The 21,531-nt window shown below is 42.3% G+C and carries 18 protein-coding genes; 17 read left to right on the top strand and 1 reads right to left on the bottom strand.

Going from position 1 to position 21,531, the window contains the following annotated elements; all coding sequences use genetic code 11:
• Positions 1-3: 3 nt before the first annotated feature.
• From nuoF to DEO27_RS01655, 17 genes are all read left to right on the top strand, one after another.
• Positions 4-1,362, top strand: a complete 1,359-nt coding sequence (nuoF, locus tag DEO27_RS01575; protein ID WP_112575916.1) for an NADH-quinone oxidoreductase subunit NuoF — start codon at positions 4-6, stop codon at positions 1,360-1,362.
• A 163-nt stretch (positions 1,363-1,525) separates the two neighbouring features.
• On the top strand, positions 1,526-2,515 hold the full coding sequence (locus DEO27_RS01580) for a 2Fe-2S iron-sulfur cluster-binding protein (protein ID WP_394339788.1): 990 nt from the start codon (positions 1,526-1,528) through the stop codon (positions 2,513-2,515).
• Complete coding sequence (gene nuoH / locus DEO27_RS01585) at positions 2,515-3,546, top strand: NADH-quinone oxidoreductase subunit NuoH (protein WP_112575918.1); 1,032 nt, start codon at positions 2,515-2,517, stop codon at positions 3,544-3,546. Before DEO27_RS01580 ends, nuoH begins: the two co-directional genes overlap by 1 nt.
• Before the next feature lie 16 nt (positions 3,547-3,562).
• Positions 3,563-4,060 carry a NuoI/complex I 23 kDa subunit family protein gene (locus DEO27_RS01590; RefSeq protein ID WP_112575919.1) on the top strand — a complete coding sequence of 166 codons (498 nt, stop codon included), beginning with the start codon at positions 3,563-3,565 and terminating at the stop codon, positions 4,058-4,060.
• Between the two features lie 56 nt (positions 4,061-4,116).
• The gene (locus tag DEO27_RS01595; protein ID WP_112575920.1) at positions 4,117-4,620 is read left to right on the top strand and encodes an NADH-quinone oxidoreductase subunit J; all 504 of its coding nucleotides are present in this window, start codon (positions 4,117-4,119) and stop codon (positions 4,618-4,620) included.
• Positions 4,620-4,949: an NADH-quinone oxidoreductase subunit NuoK gene (gene nuoK / locus DEO27_RS01600; protein WP_090533902.1), complete on the top strand. Its 330-nt coding sequence runs from the start codon at positions 4,620-4,622 to the stop codon at positions 4,947-4,949. The genes DEO27_RS01595 and nuoK overlap by 1 nt, the downstream gene beginning before the upstream one ends.
• 193 nt (positions 4,950-5,142) lie before the next feature.
• Positions 5,143-7,056 carry an NADH-quinone oxidoreductase subunit L gene (gene nuoL / locus DEO27_RS01605; RefSeq protein ID WP_112575921.1) on the top strand — a complete coding sequence of 638 codons (1,914 nt, stop codon included), beginning with the start codon at positions 5,143-5,145 and terminating at the stop codon, positions 7,054-7,056.
• A gap of 25 nt (positions 7,057-7,081) precedes the next feature.
• Positions 7,082-8,557, top strand: a complete 1,476-nt coding sequence (locus tag DEO27_RS01610; RefSeq protein ID WP_112575922.1) for a NuoM family protein — start codon at positions 7,082-7,084, stop codon at positions 8,555-8,557.
• Between the two features lie 22 nt (positions 8,558-8,579).
• Positions 8,580-9,962: an NADH-quinone oxidoreductase subunit N gene (locus DEO27_RS01615; protein ID WP_112575923.1), complete on the top strand. Its 1,383-nt coding sequence runs from the start codon at positions 8,580-8,582 to the stop codon at positions 9,960-9,962.
• A gap of 55 nt (positions 9,963-10,017) precedes the next feature.
• Entirely contained in the window at positions 10,018-10,653 is a 636-nt protein-coding gene (locus DEO27_RS01620; protein ID WP_112575924.1) for a DedA family protein, read from the top strand.
• A gap of 37 nt (positions 10,654-10,690) precedes the next feature.
• Entirely contained in the window at positions 10,691-11,239 is a 549-nt protein-coding gene (locus DEO27_RS01625; protein WP_112575925.1) for an inorganic diphosphatase, read from the top strand.
• Between the two features lie 7 nt (positions 11,240-11,246).
• Complete coding sequence (locus DEO27_RS01630; protein ID WP_112575926.1) at positions 11,247-12,587, top strand: hemolysin family protein; 1,341 nt, start codon at positions 11,247-11,249, stop codon at positions 12,585-12,587.
• A gap of 13 nt (positions 12,588-12,600) precedes the next feature.
• A complete protein-coding gene (locus tag DEO27_RS01635) occupies positions 12,601-13,311 on the top strand; it encodes a 16S rRNA (uracil(1498)-N(3))-methyltransferase (protein WP_112575927.1) in 711 nt (236 codons plus the stop codon).
• Positions 13,308-13,970: a DUF4159 domain-containing protein gene (locus DEO27_RS01640; RefSeq protein WP_223818124.1), complete on the top strand. Its 663-nt coding sequence runs from the start codon at positions 13,308-13,310 to the stop codon at positions 13,968-13,970. Before DEO27_RS01635 ends, DEO27_RS01640 begins: the two co-directional genes overlap by 4 nt.
• 672 nt (positions 13,971-14,642) lie before the next feature.
• Complete coding sequence (locus DEO27_RS01645; RefSeq protein WP_112575928.1) at positions 14,643-17,699, top strand: SusC/RagA family TonB-linked outer membrane protein; 3,057 nt, start codon at positions 14,643-14,645, stop codon at positions 17,697-17,699.
• A gap of 15 nt (positions 17,700-17,714) precedes the next feature.
• Entirely contained in the window at positions 17,715-19,136 is a 1,422-nt protein-coding gene (locus tag DEO27_RS01650) for a RagB/SusD family nutrient uptake outer membrane protein (RefSeq protein WP_112575929.1), read from the top strand.
• Between the two features lie 90 nt (positions 19,137-19,226).
• A complete protein-coding gene (locus DEO27_RS01655; RefSeq protein ID WP_112575930.1) occupies positions 19,227-19,613 on the top strand; it encodes a nuclear transport factor 2 family protein in 387 nt (128 codons plus the stop codon).
• 93 nt (positions 19,614-19,706) lie between these two features.
• Here the strand turns inward: DEO27_RS01655 and DEO27_RS01660 are convergent, their stop codons facing one another.
• The gene (locus tag DEO27_RS01660; RefSeq protein WP_112575931.1) at positions 19,707-21,365 is read right to left on the bottom strand and encodes an SUMF1/EgtB/PvdO family nonheme iron enzyme; all 1,659 of its coding nucleotides are present in this window, start codon (positions 21,363-21,365) and stop codon (positions 19,707-19,709) included.
• Between the last annotated feature and the right edge of the window lie 166 nt (positions 21,366-21,531).

Raw genomic sequence — 21,531 nt, forward strand, 5'->3', positions numbered from 1 at the left:
GCTATGGGACGGAAATTACTTTTAGAACATATAAACGTACCCGGCATCAATACATTTGATGTTTACCGCTCAAAAGGTGGCTATGCTTCTGTTGAGAAAGCATTAAAAACCATGTCGCCCGAGGCGATTGTTGAAGAGGTTAAAAAATCGGGCTTACGTGGCCGCGGTGGTGCAGGCTTCCCTACAGGTATGAAGTGGAGCTTTTTGGCTAAACCCGAAGGCGTAGCACGTTACCTGGTTTGCAACGGTGACGAATCTGAACCCGGTACTTTTAAAGACCGTTATTTGATGACCTATATCCCTCACTTATTAATTGAGGGTATGATTGTATCAAGTTTCGCGCTTGGTGCAAACACATCATATATCTACCTGCGTGGTGAAATGATGCCTCAGGTAAGGATCCTGGAAAGAGCTATTGCGGAAGCAAAAGCAAAAGGCTTTTTAGGTAAAAACATATTGGGCACCGGTTACGATCTTGAACTTTACGTTCAGCCAGGTGGTGGTGCCTATATCTGCGGCGAGGAAACCGCTTTGCTGGAGTCATTGGAAGGTAAACGTGGTAACCCACGCATCAAACCGCCATTCCCGGCTATTGCTGGCTTATATGGCTGTCCTACGGTTGTTAACAACGTTGAATCAATCGCGGCTGTTGTGCCTATCATTAACGAAGGCGGCGACGAGTATGCTAAAATAGGTATCGGTCGTAGTACTGGCACTAAATTGATCTCGGCAGGTGGTAACCTAAAAAAACCAGGAGTTTATGAAATTGAACTCGGTGTACCTGTTGAAGAATTTATTTATTCGGATGAGTATTGCGGTGGTATCGCCAATGGTAAACGCTTAAAAGCTGTTGTTGCGGGTGGTTCATCTGTGCCGATTTTACCGGCTAACCTGATCCTGAAAACCATCAATAACGAAGCCCGTTTGATGAGCTACGAGTCATTATCAGACGGTGGTTTCGTAAGCGGTACCATGTTAGGTTCTGGTGGTTTCATCGCTTACGATGAGGATGCCTGTATCGTACGTAATACCTGGAATTTTGCCCGTTTTTATCATCATGAAAGCTGCGGACAATGTTCGCCTTGCCGTGAAGGTACCGGTTGGATGGAGAAAGTATTACATCGCCTGGAGTATGGTCATGGCAAAATGAGCGATATGGACCTACTGGTTGATGTATCAAAGAAAATAGAAGGAAATACCATTTGTCCGCTGGGTGACGCGGCAGCATGGCCGGTGGCCAGCGCTATCCGCCATTTCAGGGATGAATTTGAATGGCACGTAACTAACGCGAGCGAGGCGACTTCAAGAAACTATGGTTTGGCACATTATGCTGATCCGTTGAAAGTTGTTGAGACCGCGTAAGAGATAAAAAGCGTCATTGCGAGGTACGAAGCAATCCCTAAAATACAGGGCGTACCTGCAAATCGGGGATTGCTTCGTTCCTCGCAATGACGGCAGTTTTCAGACTTGGGTTTGAAAACAAAAAGTTTTAGAAATTAACAAACGACGTTATTATTAAATGTCAATGAAAGTAACAATAGACGGAATAACCGTTGATGTAGAACCCGGGACAAGCATCCTGAATGCCGCAAGGCAGATAGGTGGCGATATTGTTCCGCCTGCAATGTGCTATTACTCTAAGCTGCAGGGCAGCGGCGGTAAATGCCGTACCTGTTTGGTTAAGGTTACCAAAGGATCTGAGAAAGATCCGCGCCCTATGCCTAAGCTGGTGGCTTCTTGCCGTACCGGTGTTATGGATGGTATGGAGGTACAAAATATCACTTCGCCTGAGGTTGTTGAAGCCCGTAAAGGTGTGGTAGAAATGCTGCTGATCAATCACCCGCTTGATTGCCCTGTGTGCGACCAGGCCGGCGAATGTCATCTTCAGGATCTTGGTTTTGAACATGGTGCTGCAAAAACCCGTTACGAGTTTGACCGCCGGACATTTGAAAAGATCGATATCGGTGATAAGATCCAGCTGCACATGACCCGTTGCATCCTTTGCTACCGTTGTGTGTTCACTGCTGATCAGATCACTAACACCCGTTTACACGGTATCCTGAACAGGGGCGATCATTCAGAAATATCTACCTACATCAGCAAAGCTGTTGATAACGATTTTTCTGGCAACGTGATTGATGTTTGCCCGGTAGGCGCTTTAACTGATAAAACTTTCCGCTTTAAAAACCGTGTTTGGTTTACCAAACCGGTTGAAGCGCACCGCGATTGCGATAAATGCTGTGGTAAAGTTACCTTATGGTATAAAGGTGAGGATGTGATCAGGGTAACAGGCCGTAAAGATGTTTATGGCGAGGTTGAAGAGTTTATCTGCAACACCTGCCGTTTCGATAAAAAGAAAACTGCCGATTGGGTAATTGAAGGTCCGCGTAAGGTATCTCATCAATCAGTGATCAGCGCTAACCATTACGAGTTTACACCACTGCCGGTTGTTAAAACCAACCCGGTATTGATGGAAGCTAATAAAGAACAATTTGAAAGGGAGACCCGCTTATAATGGAAACTACCGATTTAATATTCAGGATCGTACTGATCGTTGTGATTTTCGCTATCAGCCTGGTTGTAGCTATGTACTCAACCTATGCCGAGCGTAAAGTTGCCGCATTTTTCCAGGATAGGATAGGCCCTAACCGCGCCGGCCCCTGGGGTATTTTACAACCCCTTGCCGATGGTGGTAAAATGTTTTTAAAAGAAGAGATCATTCCAACCAATGCAACCGGTTTCCTGTTCATTGTGGGTCCTTCATTGGCTATTTTAACTGCTTGTATAGGTTCGGCCGTTATTCCATGGGGATCAGCTATTTCTATCGGCGGTCATACATTTGATCTGCAGGTTACCGATATCAACGTAGGTGTACTTTACATTTTTGGTGTAGTATCATTAGGCGTTTACGGTATTATGATAGGTGGCTGGGCATCAAACAATAAATATTCATTGTTAGGTGCTATCCGTGCCGCATCACAAAACATCAGCTATGAAATTTCGATGGGTTTATCTATCATCGCTTTGCTGATGCTTACCGGTACTTTAAGCCTTAAGGAAATTGCCGAACAACAACATGGCTTTGCCTGGAACGTTTGGAGACAGCCACTTGGCTTCCTGCTGTTCCTGGTGTGTGCTTTTGCCGAAACCAACCGTTCACCGTTCGACTTACCTGAGTGCGAAACCGAACTTGTAGGTGGTTATCACACCGAGTATTCATCAATGAAATTAGGTTTTTACCTGTTTGCCGAATATATCAACATGTTCATTTCATCGGCAGTAATGGCTACCCTTTACTGGGGTGGTTATAACTACCCGGGCATGGATTGGGTTGCCGCGCATGTGGGCCCAACTATCGGTCCGCTGATTGGTGTTGTGGTGTTATTTGGTAAGATATTCTTCTCTATCTTCTTCTTCATGTGGGTACGCTGGACAATCCCGCGTTTCCGTTATGACCAGTTGATGGATTTGGGTTGGAAAATATTAATTCCATTGGCTATTGCCAACATCGTGCTTACAGGCGTGATTAGTACATTACTTAAATAGATTGGAGTTTTAAAAAATGGAATCATTAAGCAATAAACGAAAAGTACTGGAAGTTAAGCCACTTAATTTTTTGGAGCGTGCTTACCTGCCGGCTATTGTAGGCGGTTTATCCACTACAATGAAACACTTTTTCAAAAAGCCGGTAACCATCAGCTATCCTGAAGAGAAGCGTGAATTTTCGGAAAACTTCCGTGGCATGCACTCTTTGAAGCGCGATGAGAACGGTAAAGAGCGTTGCACAGCTTGCGGCCTTTGCGCATTATCATGCCCAGCCGAAGCTATTACTATGACAGCTGCTGAGCGTCAGAAAGGTGAAGAGCACCTGTACCGCGAGGAGAAATATGCAGCAGTTTATGAAATCAACATGTTGCGTTGCATTTTCTGCGGTTTGTGTGAAGAGGCCTGCCCTAAAGAAGCTATTTATCTTGACGGTGATATTGTACCTTCTGACTATTTAAGGAAGGATTTTATTTACGGTAAAGACAAATTAGTAGAAGCACCCTTAAATCAATAAAGAAGTTTTATACCTTTGCCCTACCTAAAGGGTAAAGGTATTTTGTAAATAAAAACATGAGTACATTTTACTTCATCGCATTTTTGTCCATATTCTTTTCGATATTGGTAATCTCGGCCAAAAATCCGGTACATAGTATCCTTTATCTGATCCTTACCTTTTTTACTTTCACCATCCACTACATTTTGCTTAACGCTCAATTTTTGGCGATTGTAAATTTCATTGTATACATGGGCGCTATATTGGTATTGTTCCTGTATACGCTGATGCTGATCAACCTTAACAAGGAGTCGGAACCTGTAAAACCATTTATGGTTAAAGTAGCAGGTGTTTTTGGTGGTGGCATATTGGCTGTTGCTGTAGCATCATCACTTAAACTGATTGGAGCATCAAACCCTGTATTGTTACAAAACCCCGATCTGGGCCTTGTAAAAAACTTAGGTAAAGTATTGTTCAACGAATTTTTATTGCCATTTGAAGTGTCATCAGTACTGTTGCTATCGGCAATGGTAGGCGCGGTATTATTGGCCACTAAAGAAAAAGAACCTAAAGCAGCATAATGGAAAGTTTAACAAATACTATGCACGCCGTGCCGCTTAATCATTACATATTATTAAGCACCATCATTTTTGCTATAGGCGTAATGGGCGTATTAATTCGCCGTAATGCTATCGTGATCTTCATGTCGGTTGAGCTGATGCTTAACTCGGTTAACCTGTTGCTTACCGCATTTTCGGTATACAGGGGTGATGCTACCGGGCAAGTGTTCGTGTTTTTTATCATGGCGCTGGCCGCTGCCGAAGTTGCGGTAGGCTTAGCTATCATCGTGATGATTTACCGTAACACCAACTCAATTGATATCAACGTACTGAACAGATTAAAATGGTAGATCTGTGATTTCGGATTTCGGAGTTTCGATTTCGGATTTGATAAGTTCTAATAAATATTAAAAGCGTCATTGCGAGGTACGAAGCAATCCCCGGCTATACAGAGATGTTTGAAAGGGGTTACTTATTCCTGGTAATGATGGATCTGATAATTTAAAACGTATAACGTAACACGTAAAACGTACAACATCGAACATGGATAAATATATCTGGCTTATTCCTATATTACCGTTAGCCGGTTTTGTTATAAACGGACTTGGCCGTAATTCGTTATCAAAAAGCGTAATCGGCTTTATTGGCAGTTTAATCGTACTGGTATCATTTGGTTTAAGTCTTGCCGTTTTCTTCCAGGTAAAATCAACTGGTGTACCCATCAACGTTAACTACTTTACTTGGTTTGCGGTTGGTGCATTAAAATTCCCTTTCGCGTTTCTGATAGATCAGTTAAGTGCTATTATGCTGCTGATCATTACAGGCGTTGGTTTCCTGATCCACTTGTATTCTATCGGTTATATGCATGACGACGAAGGTTTCGGAAAGTTTTTTGCTTACCTGAACTTATTCGTTTTCTTCATGCTGTTACTGGTTTTAGGCTCAAACTATCTCATCATGTTTATTGGATGGGAGGGTGTAGGCTTATGCTCGTACCTGCTTATCGGTTTCTGGTTCACTAACCCGGATTATGCTGATGCCGCTAAAAAAGCTTTTGTGATGAACCGCATCGGTGACCTTGGCTTTTTATTAGGTATCTTCACTATAATTTACGTTTTCGGTAGTATCCAGTTTGCGGAGATCTTTCCAAAGGCGGCTACTATGAAATCAGGCGCAGGTCCGCTGTTAATAATTACCATATTATTATTTATCGGTGCCTGCGGTAAATCAGCGCAGTTACCATTGTTTACCTGGTTACCAGACGCGATGGCCGGCCCGACCCCCGTTTCGGCCCTGATCCACGCAGCTACCATGGTTACAGCTGGTATCTATATGATTGCCCGTTCAAATATCTTATATACTTTATCACCTTTTACCATGGAGCTGATAGCTTATATAGGTTTAGCAACGGCACTTATCGCGGCACTCATCGCGTTAACGCAAACAGATATTAAAAAGGTATTGGCTTATTCAACCGTATCTCAATTAGGGTACATGTTTTTAGGCCTGGGGGTTGGTGCTTATACCGGTGCTTTCTTCCACGTGTTAACACACGCTTTCTTTAAAGCTTTATTATTCCTTGGTGCAGGTTCTGTGATCCACGCGATGAGCGGCGAGCAGGATATGCGTAAAATGGGCGGCTTGAAAGGAAAGATCAAAGTTACTTTCGGCACTATGCTGATCGGTACTATTGCTATTGCCGGTATCCCTCCGTTTGCAGGTTTCTTCTCAAAAGATGAAATATTGGCACATGCTTATGTACATAACCCGGTATTCTGGGCAGTAGGTGCATTTACAGCATTGCTTACTTCTTTCTATATGTTCAGGATGATGTACCTTACTTTCTACGGAAAGTTCCGTGGTACGCATGATCAGGAACACCACTTACATGAGTCGCCTCCAACTATATTGGTTCCATTGATCATATTAGCTATTCTTTCTATAGTAGGTGGTTTCATCGGTATACCGGAAGTTATGGGCGGACATCACGAACTGGAGCACTTCCTGGCGCCTGTATTTGCAAAATCAACAGAGATTATGGGTGAGCACCATATGGCTGCCAGCCTTGAATGGGGATTAATGGGGGCGTCAGTTGCTTTGGCTTTAGCTGCTATGCTTTATGCCTATGTTAAATATGCTAAAAATGGCAGTGTACCGGTTGCTGATACTGAGGAGCGTCCTGCACTCACCAGCCTTTCGTACCACAAGTTTTACCTGGATGAGCTTTACGACCTGATTGTTCGTAAACCGCTTGACTGGCTTTCAACCTTCTTCTATAATGTAATAGACAAATTAGGTATTGATGGTTTGGTGAACGGGATTGGCCGTGGAACAATTGAAACCAGTAAAGGTCTGCGTTTGCTGCAAACCGGTAATGTGGGTTTCTACATATTCATCATGGTACTGGGAATTATCGCAGTACTCCTGTATAGCGTATTTGGATTAACTAAAATATAAACGATAAGCGTTTAGCAACATAAAAATGACCGTTAGTATATTACTTTTTTTGCCAATAGTTGCCGCTGTTATAACTGCCCTGCTTAAAAACGGGATAGCTAAACATGCAGCATTATTTTTCTCTGTTGCCCAACTGGTAATAGCGCTTATATTTTTAAGCAAGTTTGTTCCGGATGCATCAACCCAGTTTGTTATTGATGTGCCATGGATCAGCAGTTATGGAATTTACTTTAGTGCCGGTATCGACGGCATCAGCATGGTGCTGGTTTTATTAACCACAGTACTTGTGCCTTTAATTATTTTAACAACCTATCAGCATCAATATAAAAATGAAGGCGCTTTTTATGGCCTTATTTTATTTATGCAGGCAGGTATGCTGGTTGTGTTTACCGCCCTCGACGGATTTTTATTTTACGTTGGATGGGAAGCCGCACTAATCCCTATCTATTTTATATGTGCCCTTTGGGGAGGCGAAAACCGTATTCGTATCACTATCAAGTTTTTCATCTACACATTTGCGGGTTCGCTGTTTATGCTGGTTGGTATTATCTACCTGTACCTGCAATCGCCTGATAAAACATTCGACATCCATAATTTCTATAAAATGACTTTGGATGTAAAACACCAGAGTTGGGTATTCTGGGCGTTTTTCCTGGCCTTTGCTATCAAAATGCCTTTGTTCCCTTTCCACACCTGGCAGCCGGATACTTATACCGAAGCGCCATCAGGCGGTACCATGATGTTATCGGGTATCATGCTTAAAATGGGTATTTACGGTGTTATCCGCTGGATGATTCCAAATGCTCCACTTGGTTTCTTCCATTTTCAGGCTTTGGCCATGATCCTTGGTGTTATAGGTGTAGTATATGCTTCAATTATTGCCTTTAAACAAAAAGATGGTAAACGCCTTGTTGCTTACTCATCAATAGCACACGTTGGTTTAATTGCTGCCGGTATTTTTGCATGGAACATTGCCGGTGTTCAGGGTGCCATGATCCAGATGCTGAACCACGGTATCAACGTTGTTGGTATGTTCTTTATCTGGGATATCATCAGCCGCAGGTTAAATACCCGCGAGATTGACCAGCTTGGCGGTATTGCTAAGGTGGCTCCAAGGTTTGCAATAGGTTTCCTTATTATATTACTGGGGACAGTAGGCTTACCGCTTACCAATGGTTTTATCGGCGAGTTCTTATTGCTGAAAGGTGTATTTGATTTTAGTGTACAGCATTATGTAAACCTGGTATTAGCAATTGTAGCTGGTCTTACTATTATTTTCGGAGCGGTTTATATGTTACGCATGTACAAAAATGTAATGCAAGGCGAAACCAACCCGCTTACAACCACCTTTGCTGATGTTAGCGGTACCGAAAAGTTTACCCTGTGTTTAATTTGTGTACTTGTAATTGCATTAGGTATTTATCCTCAGCCTATTCTGCATATATCTGAGGCTGCGGTTACGCAGTTGGTAAACCAGATAGGTTCAAAGTTTACAATGTAGGTTTAAGATTTTAAAGAAAAGAATGAATACTATAATCATCATATCTGTTTTACCTATAGTGCTTCTGTATTTAGGGTTATATAAAGCGCAAAAGGCTTTGCTTCCGGTTACCGTTATAGGCTTACTGGCTGCTTTGGCTTGCGCAATTTGCCAATGGACTGCAAAAGACACAGCCGCGCCGATTTATACCGGCATGCTGTTGTTCAATAATTTTTCTGTTGTATTTTCAAGTGTTACCATCGTATCAACTATACTGATCCTGTTATTGTCAAAAGGTTACTTTGAGCGTATTAGCAGGCATACTGCCGAATATTATGCCATTATCCTGTTTTCATTAGCAGGTATCATCGTAATGGTATCTTTCAATAACCTGGTGATGTTGTTTATCGGCATCGAGATCATGTCGGTTAGCTTATACATCCTCGCAGGTATTAAAAAGAGCGATTTCGCATCAAATGAGGCAGCTTTGAAATACTTTTTAATGGGTGCTTTTTCAACAGGCTTTTTATTGTTTGGTATGGCCCTGTTATACGGATCATCTGGTTCGTTCAATATGGACGCTATCAGGGAATATGTGGTTAACCACCCTCATATCGACCCGATGTTCTACACAGGTATAGCGCTTTTAATTGTAGGTTTATGCTTTAAAGTAGGCGCTGCTCCATTCCATTTCTGGACTCCGGACGTATATGAAGGGGCGCCAACATTGATCACTGCATTCATGTCTACAGTGGTTAAAACTGCAGGCTTCGCGGCATTTCTGCGTTTGTTCTCTGCCTGCTTCCAACCATTATCTGATTTCTGGACACCAATATTATTGGTAATTACCATTATCACTTTATTTATCGGTAATATCACCGCGCTGTATCAGCAAAGCTTTAAGAGAATGCTTGCGTTTTCGAGTATCTCACACGCAGGCTACTTGTTATTTGCAATAGTATCATTAGGTGCTGCTTCAGGTAACTCGGTATTCGTATATGCTACGGCTTATTCAATTGCTTCAATTATAGCATTTGGTGGTTTGATATTAGTACAACAGCAAGGCGGAAGCGATAACTTTGAAAGCTTTAACGGGCTTGGCAAAAGGAACCCTTTCCTGGCATTTGTATTAACCGTTGCTATGTTGTCATTGGCGGGTATCCCGCTTACTGCAGGATTTATTGGTAAGTTCTTCATGTTTTCGGGAGCGGTAAGCCGTTACCATATCGGTTTGGTTATTATAGCTGTAATTAATGCTATCATTAGTATTTTCTACTATTTCAGGGTTATTATAGCGATGTATTTCCGTGCCGACGAGCGCGCTGAACTTACAGTGCCGGTTTACTACAAAGTTGTATTCGCACTATCAGCCCTGGCTACAATTCTTATTGGTGTTTATCCCGATCTTATAGCCCGTTTCATATAATCAGTAATGATAACTGCAAATTGATATAATATTTGTAGTTTTACAGATATAGTGAATGGAAAGTTTTTGGGAATACCTTCAAAATTTAACTGACGCTCAATCCATAATAAGCAGGGGTGGTTTTTATCTCTTGCTTATTGTTGTTTTTGCTGAAACCGGTTTATTTTTCGGTTTCTTTTTGCCCGGCGATTACCTGCTGTTTATGGCCGGTTTACTATGTGCGGCGGGTAAGGTTGATGTATCTATAACCACATTGGTACTATCGTTAATAGGGGCCGGCATATTAGGGAATTTTACCGGTTATTGGTTCGGTTACCGAACGGGGCCGGTGTTATTCAATAAAAACGACTCGCTCTTTTTCAAGAAGCGCTACGTAGTGTTAGCAAGCGAATTTTACAACAAGCATGGGGGGATGGCGCTTATTTTAGGGAGATTTTTCCCTATAGTTAGGACATTTGCTCCTATATTTGCAGGAGTGGTTAAGGTTGATATCAGGAAATTTTCGATCTACAACCTTATCGGCAGCGTAACCTGGGTGTGCGTATTTACTTTAAGTGGTTTTTTTTTAGGGCGAAGGTTCCCGCAATTGAAAGATTATTTGCAATATATCATACTTGGATTAATTGTAGTTACAACAATTCCGCTGGTTATTGCTTATCTTAAGAAGAAATTTACCGAGAAGGGCGAATAAACTGATTAGTTAATAATTTTATATAATAAAAAAATAAATGAGTACTCAACATCCTTGGCACCAGGTTTCACCAGGTGATAATATTCCTGAAGTAGTAAATGCTATCATTGAAATCCCTAAAGGTTCAAAAGCAAAATATGAAATTGACAAGGAATCGGGTTTGTTAAAGCTTGATCGTGTGTTGTTTTCATCTGTAATGTATCCTGCTAACTACGGCTTTATCCCTCAAACTTATTGCGACGATAAAGACCCTTTGGATATCCTTGTACTTTGCTCAATTGACGTTTTCCCAATGTCAATCATCGAGGCTAAAGTGGTAGGTGTAATGCACATGGTTGATAACGGCGAGCAGGACGATAAGATTATTGCAGTAGCTAAGAACGATATGTCGGTAAATTACATCAATGATTTAAATGAGCTGCCTCCGCACGCTATGACAGAGATTGTTCGCTTTTTTAAAGATTACAAAAAATTGGAAGGTAAAAACGTAACTATAGAGCATCTGTTAGGCGTACGTTATGCCCACAAAGTGATTAACGAAAGTTTGGAGCTGTACAAATCGACGTTCCCTGTTTATCAATCATAAAAAATAAATGGACCCCGCACATTACGAGATTAGTTTATTTTACATTTTCGCTACCATATTTTTGGTTTTACTCAATGGCTTCTTTGTAGCCGCGGAGTTTGCCATGGTGAGGGTTCGGGGTTCGCAGATAGAAATTAAGGCCAAAGGCGGCAGTGGCGTAGCCAAAGTTGCCCGGGGCATACTACATAATTTAGATGGTTACCTGGCTGCCACGCAGCTGGGTATTACCATTGCTTCACTGGCCCTTGGTGTGGTGGGTGAAGAGGTTGCCACTAACCTTGTTATCCGCGCCTTCCTGGGTGTAGGTATAACCCTTTCTCCGGGTTATATTACTGCCAGTCACATCTTAGCCTTCAGTTTTATTACCATTATGCATATTGTTTTTGGTGAGCTTGCGCCTAAGTCGTTAGCTATCCAAAAATCTGTGCGTACAGTAATGGCTGTTTCATTGCCGCTGAGGTTCTTCTTTGTGGTTTTCAGGCCATTTATATGGGTGCTGAATAACTTTGCCAATTTCATTCTGAAACTGTTGGGTATAAGCGCTGTTGAAGGCGGAGAAACACATCACAGTTCTGAAGAGTTGCAATACTTGTTGGAGCAGGGTAAAGAAACCGGCGCGCTTGATTCAAATGAGCACGAACTGATCCAGAATGTGTTTGATTTTAACGAGCGTGTTGTGAAGAATATCATGGTGCCCCGTACTAAAATTTCGGGTGTTGATATCGCTTCAACAAAAGAAGAGTTATTAGATATGATCATCGATGAGGGATACTCGCGTATGCCCGTTTATGATGATGTAATTGATAAAATCATTGGTATTGTACATGCCAAAGATATTTTGCCGCTACTGGCCCGTAATGAGGAGATTGTTCTGAAAGACATTATCCGTAAACCATACTTCATCCCTGAAACAAAGAAGATCAACGATCTGATGGCCGAGCTGCAGCAGAAACGCATTCAGATAGCCATTGTGCTTGATGAATTTGGCGGCACCGCCGGTATGGTTACGTTGGAAGATATCGTAGAAGAGCTTGTTGGTGAGATCCAGGATGAGTATGACGAGGAAAAGCCTATTGTTGAAAAGGTAAATGAACGTGAGTTTATAGTTAACGCCCTTGCATCTATTTACGATGTGAACGAGCACCTTCCGCATGATTTGCCCGAGGATGGTGATTTTGATACCGTATCCGGCTGGCTTGGCGATATCTTCGGAAAGATCCCGGATGTTGGCGAGCAAAAGGAATCTAATGGGTATAATATCACTGTACTAAAAAAATCCGACCAAAATATCGAATCAGTTAAACTCGAATTACTGATAAATGAAGAAGATGCAGTAGATTTACATTAATCTGCTTACCATAATGCAACTTTTTTATACACCTGATATCGATGCCTCGCATCCCCAATACTTTCTGAGCGAAGAAGAAAGCAAACACGCCATACGTGTGCTGCGCCTTGAAGTGGGCAATGAGGTGCAGTTAATTGACGGCCGCGGAGGCCTTTATACTGCTCAAATTCATGATGCGCATCCTAAGCGAACCATTCTTAAAATAACATCGGTAAGCACCGAATTTGAAAAACGGAACCATTACCTTCATATAGCGGTTGCCCCAACTAAAAATATCGAACGCCTGGAGTGGTTTTTGGAAAAAGCCACAGAGATAGGTATCGATGAAGTATCGCTGATCATCACCCAGCGATCGGAACGTAAGGAAGCCAAGGTTGAGCGTTTAAATAAGATTGTTACCGCTGCAATCAAACAATCCCTTAAAGCATACCATCCTGTATTAAATGAACCGGTTACGTTAAACCAGTTGCTTGATAAGCCTTTTGATGGTCAAAAGTTTATTGCCCACTGCGAGCCCGGAGAAAAGCTTAACCTGAAAGACGAACTGGTGCTTAATGGGCGTTATTTAATATTGATAGGTCCCGAGGGGGATTTCGCCCCGGCAGAGATAGAGAAGGCTTTAGGTAACGGTTTTAAACCAATATCTTTAGGTACAAGCCGCCTGCGTACAGAAACTGCCGCACTGGAAGCCTGCTTTGAGGTGAATTTTTTAAATAGGATATGAAAAGGATAAGGGTAGCATTGGTTGTTGTATTTGCAGCTATAGCGATGAGCAGCTTTAATGCGCCTGCTTATAAAATTGCCCGGCTTAAATACAGTGGCGGCGGCGACTGGTATGGCGACCGCACGGCGCTACCCAACCTGATCAAGTTTTGCAACGAAAACCTCAAGACTAATTTTGATGATGATGACGAAGTAGTGGAAGTAGGGAGTGCTTCGTTATTCAATTACCCGTTTACTTTTATGACAGGGCATGGCAATGTGATCTTCTCCGATCAGGAAGCCCGCAATCTTCGCAAATATCTTACAGGCGGTGGTTTTTTGCATATTGATGACAACTATGGTCTTGATCAATACATCCGCCCGCAAATGAAAAAAGTATTCCCCGAGCTTGACTTTGTGGAGCTACCTGTAAATCATCCCATTTACCATCAAAAATACGACTTCCCCAATGGCCTGCCCAAAATTCATGAGCATGATGGCAAGCGTGCGCAGGGATTTGGCTTAATATACAAAGGCAGGCTGGTTTGTTTTTACACCTATGAGTGCGATTTAGGCAACGGTTGGGAAGATTATGGTACTTATGCCGGCGACACCCAGGAAGCCCGTCAGAAAGCCTTAAAAATGGGCGCAAATTTAATTCAGTATATCTTCACTCAATAGCCACCGGTTTTACCTGCGGCTTTCTATCCGACAATTTTTTTCCTGCACTGTCAATTAAGGGTTGAGTTTACCCGTAGGATCGCCGTGGATAAAATTTATATGCTTAGTTTTATATCAACGCCAGTCAATTTATGTATCGGCTGTGTAGCAAACCGTCCCTTTTGCAGATCAAGTATTAATGGCTGGTAATGGATTAATCAGTGTGTTATTATAATTTCCTGATAGTTAATTTTAACAGGAGGGAAAATATGAATAAAATAAAGGTTAATCGTTTTACCCCCGGTTGATTTTAGTAAGGATAATTTGAAATAAGGGATTTGAATATCGCTAATACCAGCGAAGTAAAGATAGTAATTACAAGGTTTGTTATAGAAGTTATTGTAAATGAGTTATTTGTGTAGTGATGTTGCATTGGCTGCTTTGCATCTGCCCGAATAGAAATTAAGGCCTCTATTAATTACCGGAAGAGGCCGCAATTAAAAAACATATTGATAAACCCCGGAAGATTGGGCCTGTAAAAGAAAGGTGGTAATGTGTTTTTATTTGATTGTCATGGTTTTAAATGTGCGATAATAACATTTTTGTAAAGAACGCAACGTGATTTTGAGGTATTTGTTGTTTCTACACATTTTTTTTACGAACTTACTTTCTTAATTAACAATATTAACTTTTATGAAGAAACATTTACTAACAATCCTGTTGTTATGTACTTGTATTACCCTTGGTTTTGCTCAAAACCGGGTTATTACAGGTAAAGTAACAGATCAGAAGGACAGCTCGCCCTTACCTGGGGTAAGCGTAACCGTAAAAGGTGTTACGGGGGTGGGCACCCAAACCGATATTAACGGTAGCTACAAGCTTAGTGTGCCGGCAACAGCAAAAATTTTGACTTTTAGTTTTTTAGGATATCTCCCTAAGGAAGTCGCTATAACCGGAACATCGGTTGATGCGCAATTAGGTGCCGATTCGAAGCTGCTTAATGAGGTTGTAGTTGTGGGGTATGGAACACAAAGCAAACGTTCATTAACAGGATCCGTTTCAAAAATCAAAGGCGGTGATATAGAAAATATTCCGGTACCAAGTCTTGAATCGGCTATACAGGGCCGTAGTCCGGGTGTATATATCCAGGCTCAAAACGGTAAATTGGGGCAGGGCATCCAGGTTCGTATCCGTGGTGCGTCTTCTGTATCCGCAGGTAATCAGCCATTGTATGTAATAGATGGTATGCCCATTACGGTTGATGATTTTTCGACCAATGGCGCATCAACCAACCCGTTGGTTGATTTGAACCAAAATGATATCGAATCTATCGACATCTTAAAAGATGCATCCGCGGCAGCCATTTACGGTTCAAGGGCATCAAATGGTGTGGTTTTGGTTACTACCAAAAAAGGTAAAGCGGGTTCTACAAAAATCACTTATAATCAATACTACGGTTTTAGCAAGCCAACGGGCGAGCGTAAATTTTTAGATGCGCAGCAGTATGTTACTTTATTAAGAGAAGCAGGTACGGCAGGCGGCTACTCATCAGCAACTATTGAAAGCAGGCTGCTACGTTACTCGGCCGGTAATGATGATTATAAAACTTACAAAGTAAATACCGATTGGCAAAAGCAGATCATTCAGCATGCCCCGGTACAAAATTATAATCTTGTTTTTTCCGGAGGTACGGAAAAGACCAAGTTTTATATTTCGGGCACGTATAACGATCAAAAAGGCTGGATCCTTAAAAATCAGATTAACCAATATAGCTTACGTACTAATATCGAAAACCAGGCCAACAGTTGGTTAACTATAGGGGCCAACCTGAGTGTTTCACGTACCCAGAACCATCGTTTGGATAATGACAACGCGTTTTCGACACCGGAGCAAATTGTGGCCCTGGCGCCAATAACCCCTGTTATCGATCCACGTACTGGTTTATTAAGCGGTGCGCTTGACCCAGCCACAGGTAATCCTAACGGTAACTTCCCAACTTATTTTAACCCTTTGCTGAATTCAGAAAGCAGTTATTTTATCACTACCGATTACCGCAACCTTGGTAACGTTTTTGGCGAGATAAAATTAATGCCGTCGTTAACCTTTCGGTCAGAGGTTGGTATGGATATCTTAAATTCTACTGAAGATAGTTATGCAGGAAGTTTAACCCTGCGTAACTCGGGTACAGGAAATGGTGTGGGTTTTAATTCATCAGTTACATCGCTGAATTTTAACACCAATAACTTTTTACATTTCCTAAAAGACATCGATAAAAGTAATATCGACGCGGTAGGTGGTATGACTTACCAAAGACAGCAGAACGATCTCAACTCTATCAACGGTCAGCAGTTCCCTTCAGACGCTTACAAAAAGCTGAACAGCGCGGCTGATATTACCGGCGCGGCATCAAATTCAACAAGCTACTCACTGCTTTCATATTTTGCCAGGGCCAACTATAAATATGATGATAGATACCTCTTAACATTAAGCGGCCGTATCGACGGTTCGTCAAGGTTTGGAGCTAATCACCGTTATGGTTTCTTCCCGGCAGGTTCTGTTGGTTGGGTATTGTCTCAGGAGGAATTTATGAAAAACCAAAAGCTGGTATCTGAACTGAAACTGAGGGCCAGCTATGGTTTAACAGGTAACTCTGAAATTGGTAATTTCCCTTCGCGTGGTTTATTTTCGGCATTTGGTTATGCCGGGGTAGCCGGTGCGAGGCCAACACAATTACCAAATCCTAATTTGAAATGGGAAACAACGGCTACCACCAACCTTGGTGTGGATGTAGGCTTTTTTAATGGCCGTTTATCTGGTTCATTTGAGGTTTACCTGAAAAAAACCAAAGACCTTTTGCTAAACGTACAGGTACCAGCTACATCAGGTTTTACAACAATAACTCAAAACCTGGGTAAACTGCAAAATAAAGGTTTGGAAATTCAAATCGACTCTAAAAACCTTGTTGGTAAGGTTACATGGTCAACAAGCTTTAACTTTTCTATTAATCGTAATAAGATCACCGACCTTAAAGGACAGATCCTGCTTGGCGGCGGCGATCAGGTTAACCGTGCTATTGAAGGCCAGCCGCTTGGCATTTTTTATACTGCTGAGTTTGCCGGTGCCGATCCTAAAAATGGCGATGCGCTTTATTATAAGAATACTGATCTCGGAAATGGTAAAAGAGACAGAACTACTACAAATGATTACAATCAGGCGGTACCTGTAGTGGTAGGTGATCCAAATCCTAAATATCTGGCCGGTTTAAATAACTCGGTTTCTTATATGGGTTTTGATTTCAGCTTTTTATTACAACAGGTTCACGGAAATAAGATCTATAATGGTGGTGGTCAGTACATGTCAACCGGTTTTAGCAACGGTTTTGATAACCAAACTATTGATCAGCTTCAATCCTGGACAAAAGCCGGGCAAATTACCAATGTGCCTCAGGCCCGGTTGTTTGGCGGTAATGGTATAAGTCCAAGCTCAAGGTTTTTAGATGACGGATCATACATTCGTTTGAAGAATGTTGTTTTGGGTTATAATTTCCCTAAGGCATGGGTTAGTAAAATCAAACTGTCGAGCATTAGGGTTTATGCACAGGCAACCAACTTAATTACATGGACAAAATATAAAGGTTGGGACCCTGAGTTAAACTCAGATGCTTTTTCGGGCAACATTACACAAGGTTATGACTTTTATGCCGCTCCGCAGGCTAAAACAATAACTTTTGGATTAAACGTAGGATTTTAATTTAAGCTGACAGAGATGAAAAAAACTAAATATACAATCATAGCATTAAGCTCGTTACTGGTGCTATACAGTACCGGTTGCCAAAAGCAACTGGATATAAAGCCAAAAGATACAGTTGAGCAGGATCAGGCTATTAAAACATCAAAAGATGTTCAGGGTGTGCTTATTGGAGCTTACACAGCAGCAGCCCTTAGGGGATTATATGGTGGCAGGGTAATGTCAACCAATGATTTTTTAGCTGATGACGGCGATTTCTCCTACTTCGGCACTTTTTCCGAATACACCGAGCTTTCAAATAAAACCATCACCGTTAATAATTTCTTTGTTGAAGGGGTATGGGATGCAGGTTTTAACGCCATTAACGTATGTAACAACGTTTTGGCTAACCTGAATTTGGTTGACGCCGCTAACAAAGACAGGGTTGAGGGTGAAGCTAAATTTTTACGCGGTCTTGCCTATTTTGACCTGGCCCGTTGTTTTGGCAAAGCATGGAATGATGGAACACCAACATCAAACTTGGCGGTGCCTATAGTTTTAGCTCCTACAACAAGCATTCCGGGTATTCAGCGGGTATCGCGTAATACAGTGGCGGAAGTTTATGCACAGGCGATATCTGACCTTCTGGTTGCAGAAGCAAAGCTTAACAGTGATCCAAGTCCTGGGTCAAGAACTCCTTATGCTGATTCTTTTGCAGCATCAGCGATCCTTGCGCGCATTTATCTTACCCAGGAAAAGTTTGCAGATGCTGAAACAGAAGCAACAAAAATCATAAGCTCGGGTGCATTTTCATTAGTGAGTGATTTCGGAAGCGAATTTCAGCACCCTACGCAGCCTACCCGTGTGTTCAATAGCACCGAAGATATTTTCGCGATCCAGATTTCTAACCAATCAGGATTTAATGCTTTGAACGAAGTTTTCGCAAGCGCCGATTTTGGTGGCCGTGGCGAAACGGTGATCAACGATCAGCATTTTGCAAGATATGAGGCCGGCGATAAAAGGGCAGAGGAGTTTTATAACGATGGCTCTGATAACTTTACTTCAAAGTTCAATAACCTTTTTGGTAACGTTATAGTTGTGCGCCTGGCCGAAATTTACCTGATAAGAGCCGAAGCGCGGATCAGAAAGTCTGCGCCGGATTTAACAGGTGCTGCACAGGACATTAATATTGTGAGGAACAGGGCTAAATTGGCTAACACAACCGCGAATACAGCCGCCGCCTTATTTACCGTCCTTAAACACGAACGCCGCGTAGAACTTGCATTTGAAGGCTTCAGGTTATGGGATTTGAAACGTTACAAAGAAACAACTGAAACAACAGATGAGGATGGAAATGTGGTTGCCTCTTTCCCATGGAATTCACCTAAATTAATATTTCCGATTCCTAAACGCGAACGCGATGCTAATCCCAGCTTAACGCAAAACGAAGGGTATCAATAGTAGTAAATTTATTAAAAGTATATATCCCGGTGACGTTTCGTCACCGGGATTTTTTTATAAAAACAAAATCTAACCAAAACCTAAAACACCATGGAAGATGAACAAATACTTGCAGCCCTGAATGCACATTGGCAGGCATCAGCAGCCGGTGATATCAATGCGGAACATGATATTTATGATAACGATGTAATTTGCGATTACCCGCAGTCGGGCGAGCGAATTTTTGGACGGGCTAATTTGCAGACTTTGCGAGGGCATCATCCAGGTAAACCGTCAGGCTTTCGTGTCAGGAGGATCCTGGGGAGCGGGGATACCTGGATTACCGAATATACCATTAACTATCAGGATAAGCCGGCATACACAGTAAGTATTATGGAGTTTCGTGAGGGGAAGGTAATACACGAAACACAATATTTTGCCGATCCCTTTGAGGCACCTGCGTGGCGAAGCCAATGGGTTGAGCCAATTGACGGATAACATACTGGGGCATACCTGAGGCAATGAATGGGCTATAAAACAAACAAGGCCTCTCATTTCTGAAAAGGCCTTGCATGTATTATGTTTTAAAAATTATCTTGCTTTAAAAGGTTTTGCCTTTTTTACCGGATAATGAGGTTTACCATTAGGGTTAATTTCAGGAGCACCTACCAGGGTCATCGCGCAACGGAAACCAACTTCGGCACTTGATTCATCCTGATCCATGAAACGGCGGGTAGCTGGGTTTAACCAGTAGGCCATATCGTTCCATGAGCCGCCTTTGTACACTTTAGAGTGGTCGTTAACCAGTGTTGTTGTACCGTAAAGGGCTTTGTTAACTTCATCTTTTTCGCCCCTTGCATCAGGGTTATAAGCTTTACCTGAGTTTTTAGGCAACAATGAATCAACCGGAAGCGAACCTGTTTGCGTAGTTGCAAGCGGCGCGTTTGGATTAGCACTTTGCGCAGCTGTAGTTTGCTGTTGTAAGGCCAAAAGCTCGCTATATTTTAATTTTTTGTTAGCATGTGCAGGATCCTTGATCGGCTTGCCATATTTATCTTTAGCATAAAGGCCTTTGCTTGGATCTGAAAGACGTTTGTTGGTAAACTCGTTACCACGGAAAGGGTTAAAGTCTTCGAACTCTTCAAATGATGTTTGACGGTAGGTATCGGCAACCCACTCGTTAACGTTACCTGCCATGTTATACAAACCAAAATCGTTTGGAGCGTAAGAACGTACAGGAGCTGTAATGTCGGCTTTATCATTCAGGTAACCGCCAACACCTGCGTTGTCACCGCTGCCACGTTTAAAGTTAGCCATGATCAAACCGCGGGTTTTGCTTTTTGCCGAACGTACACCCATACCATTCCAGGTATACATTTTGCCGTCGTCGATATTTTCAAATTGGGTGTTACCTGCAAGTGCTAATGCGGCGTATTCCCATTCGGCTTCTGATGGTAAACGGTAAGCTTGTTTCAGGATACCATCTTCCATACGTACCGGCCTAACGGCTTTACCGCCTTTACCTGTACCTGCCTGGGCGTTAGGGCTCAGGTTAGGCATCATTTTTTTACCATCAATGCCTGCTCCTGTCATCTGACCGTTCAGATAAATATCGGTATTGAAAGGCTGGCCGTTAATTGCAGCACCGGCATCGCCACCGCCACCTTTTTTGCCCTGATCTTTCCACGCTACAAGTTTACCGGTTTCACGTAAAATGTTTTCGTTTGTACGGTCGGTACGCCATGCGCAATAAGCCTGTGCCTGATCCCAGGTTACACCTACAACGGGATAATCCTGAAAAGCCGGGTGACGCAGATAGTTATCTACATAAGGCTCATTATATGATAATGGGCGGCGCCAAACCAATGTATCAGGTGTTGCGTTGTAATATAATTCGCGGTCCTGAGGAAAAGTAATATTGATCCAGTGCAGGTAATCAAGCCAATCCTGGTTTGATACTTCCGTTTCGTCCATGTAAAAAGATGGTACGGTAACCCTGCGACGTACGTTGTTATAATCGTAAGTAATGTCCTGATCTGCGCTGCCACCCATAACAAAGGTACCGCCTTCAATAGGCACCAATCCTGGGCCCGGAGAAGGATGACTTTGCCTGAAACGCTCGTAACCGCCGTTGTTTTTGTCGTTATAAGTTATACCCGTTTTTTGCGATTGCTCACGTTTACTGCAGCTGCTAAGCACGGCCCCTAAAGCCAACAATCCCAAAGCAGTTTTAGTAAAAAGTATTTTCATATTTTTACAGTTCTAATGTGTGGTAAATTTATAAAAAATTGGATACGTTGCTTACGCTCGTAAATCATTATTTATAAATAAATAGTACAGTTATCAGGGGTTTTAACGAAAAATTGATGAAATTAGTTGCGTTGATTTGAATTTTTGATTTAACTTTCAACAAATG

The organism is Mucilaginibacter rubeus, from assembly GCF_003286415.2.
GTDB lineage: Bacteria > Bacteroidota > Bacteroidia > Sphingobacteriales > Sphingobacteriaceae > Mucilaginibacter > Mucilaginibacter rubeus_A.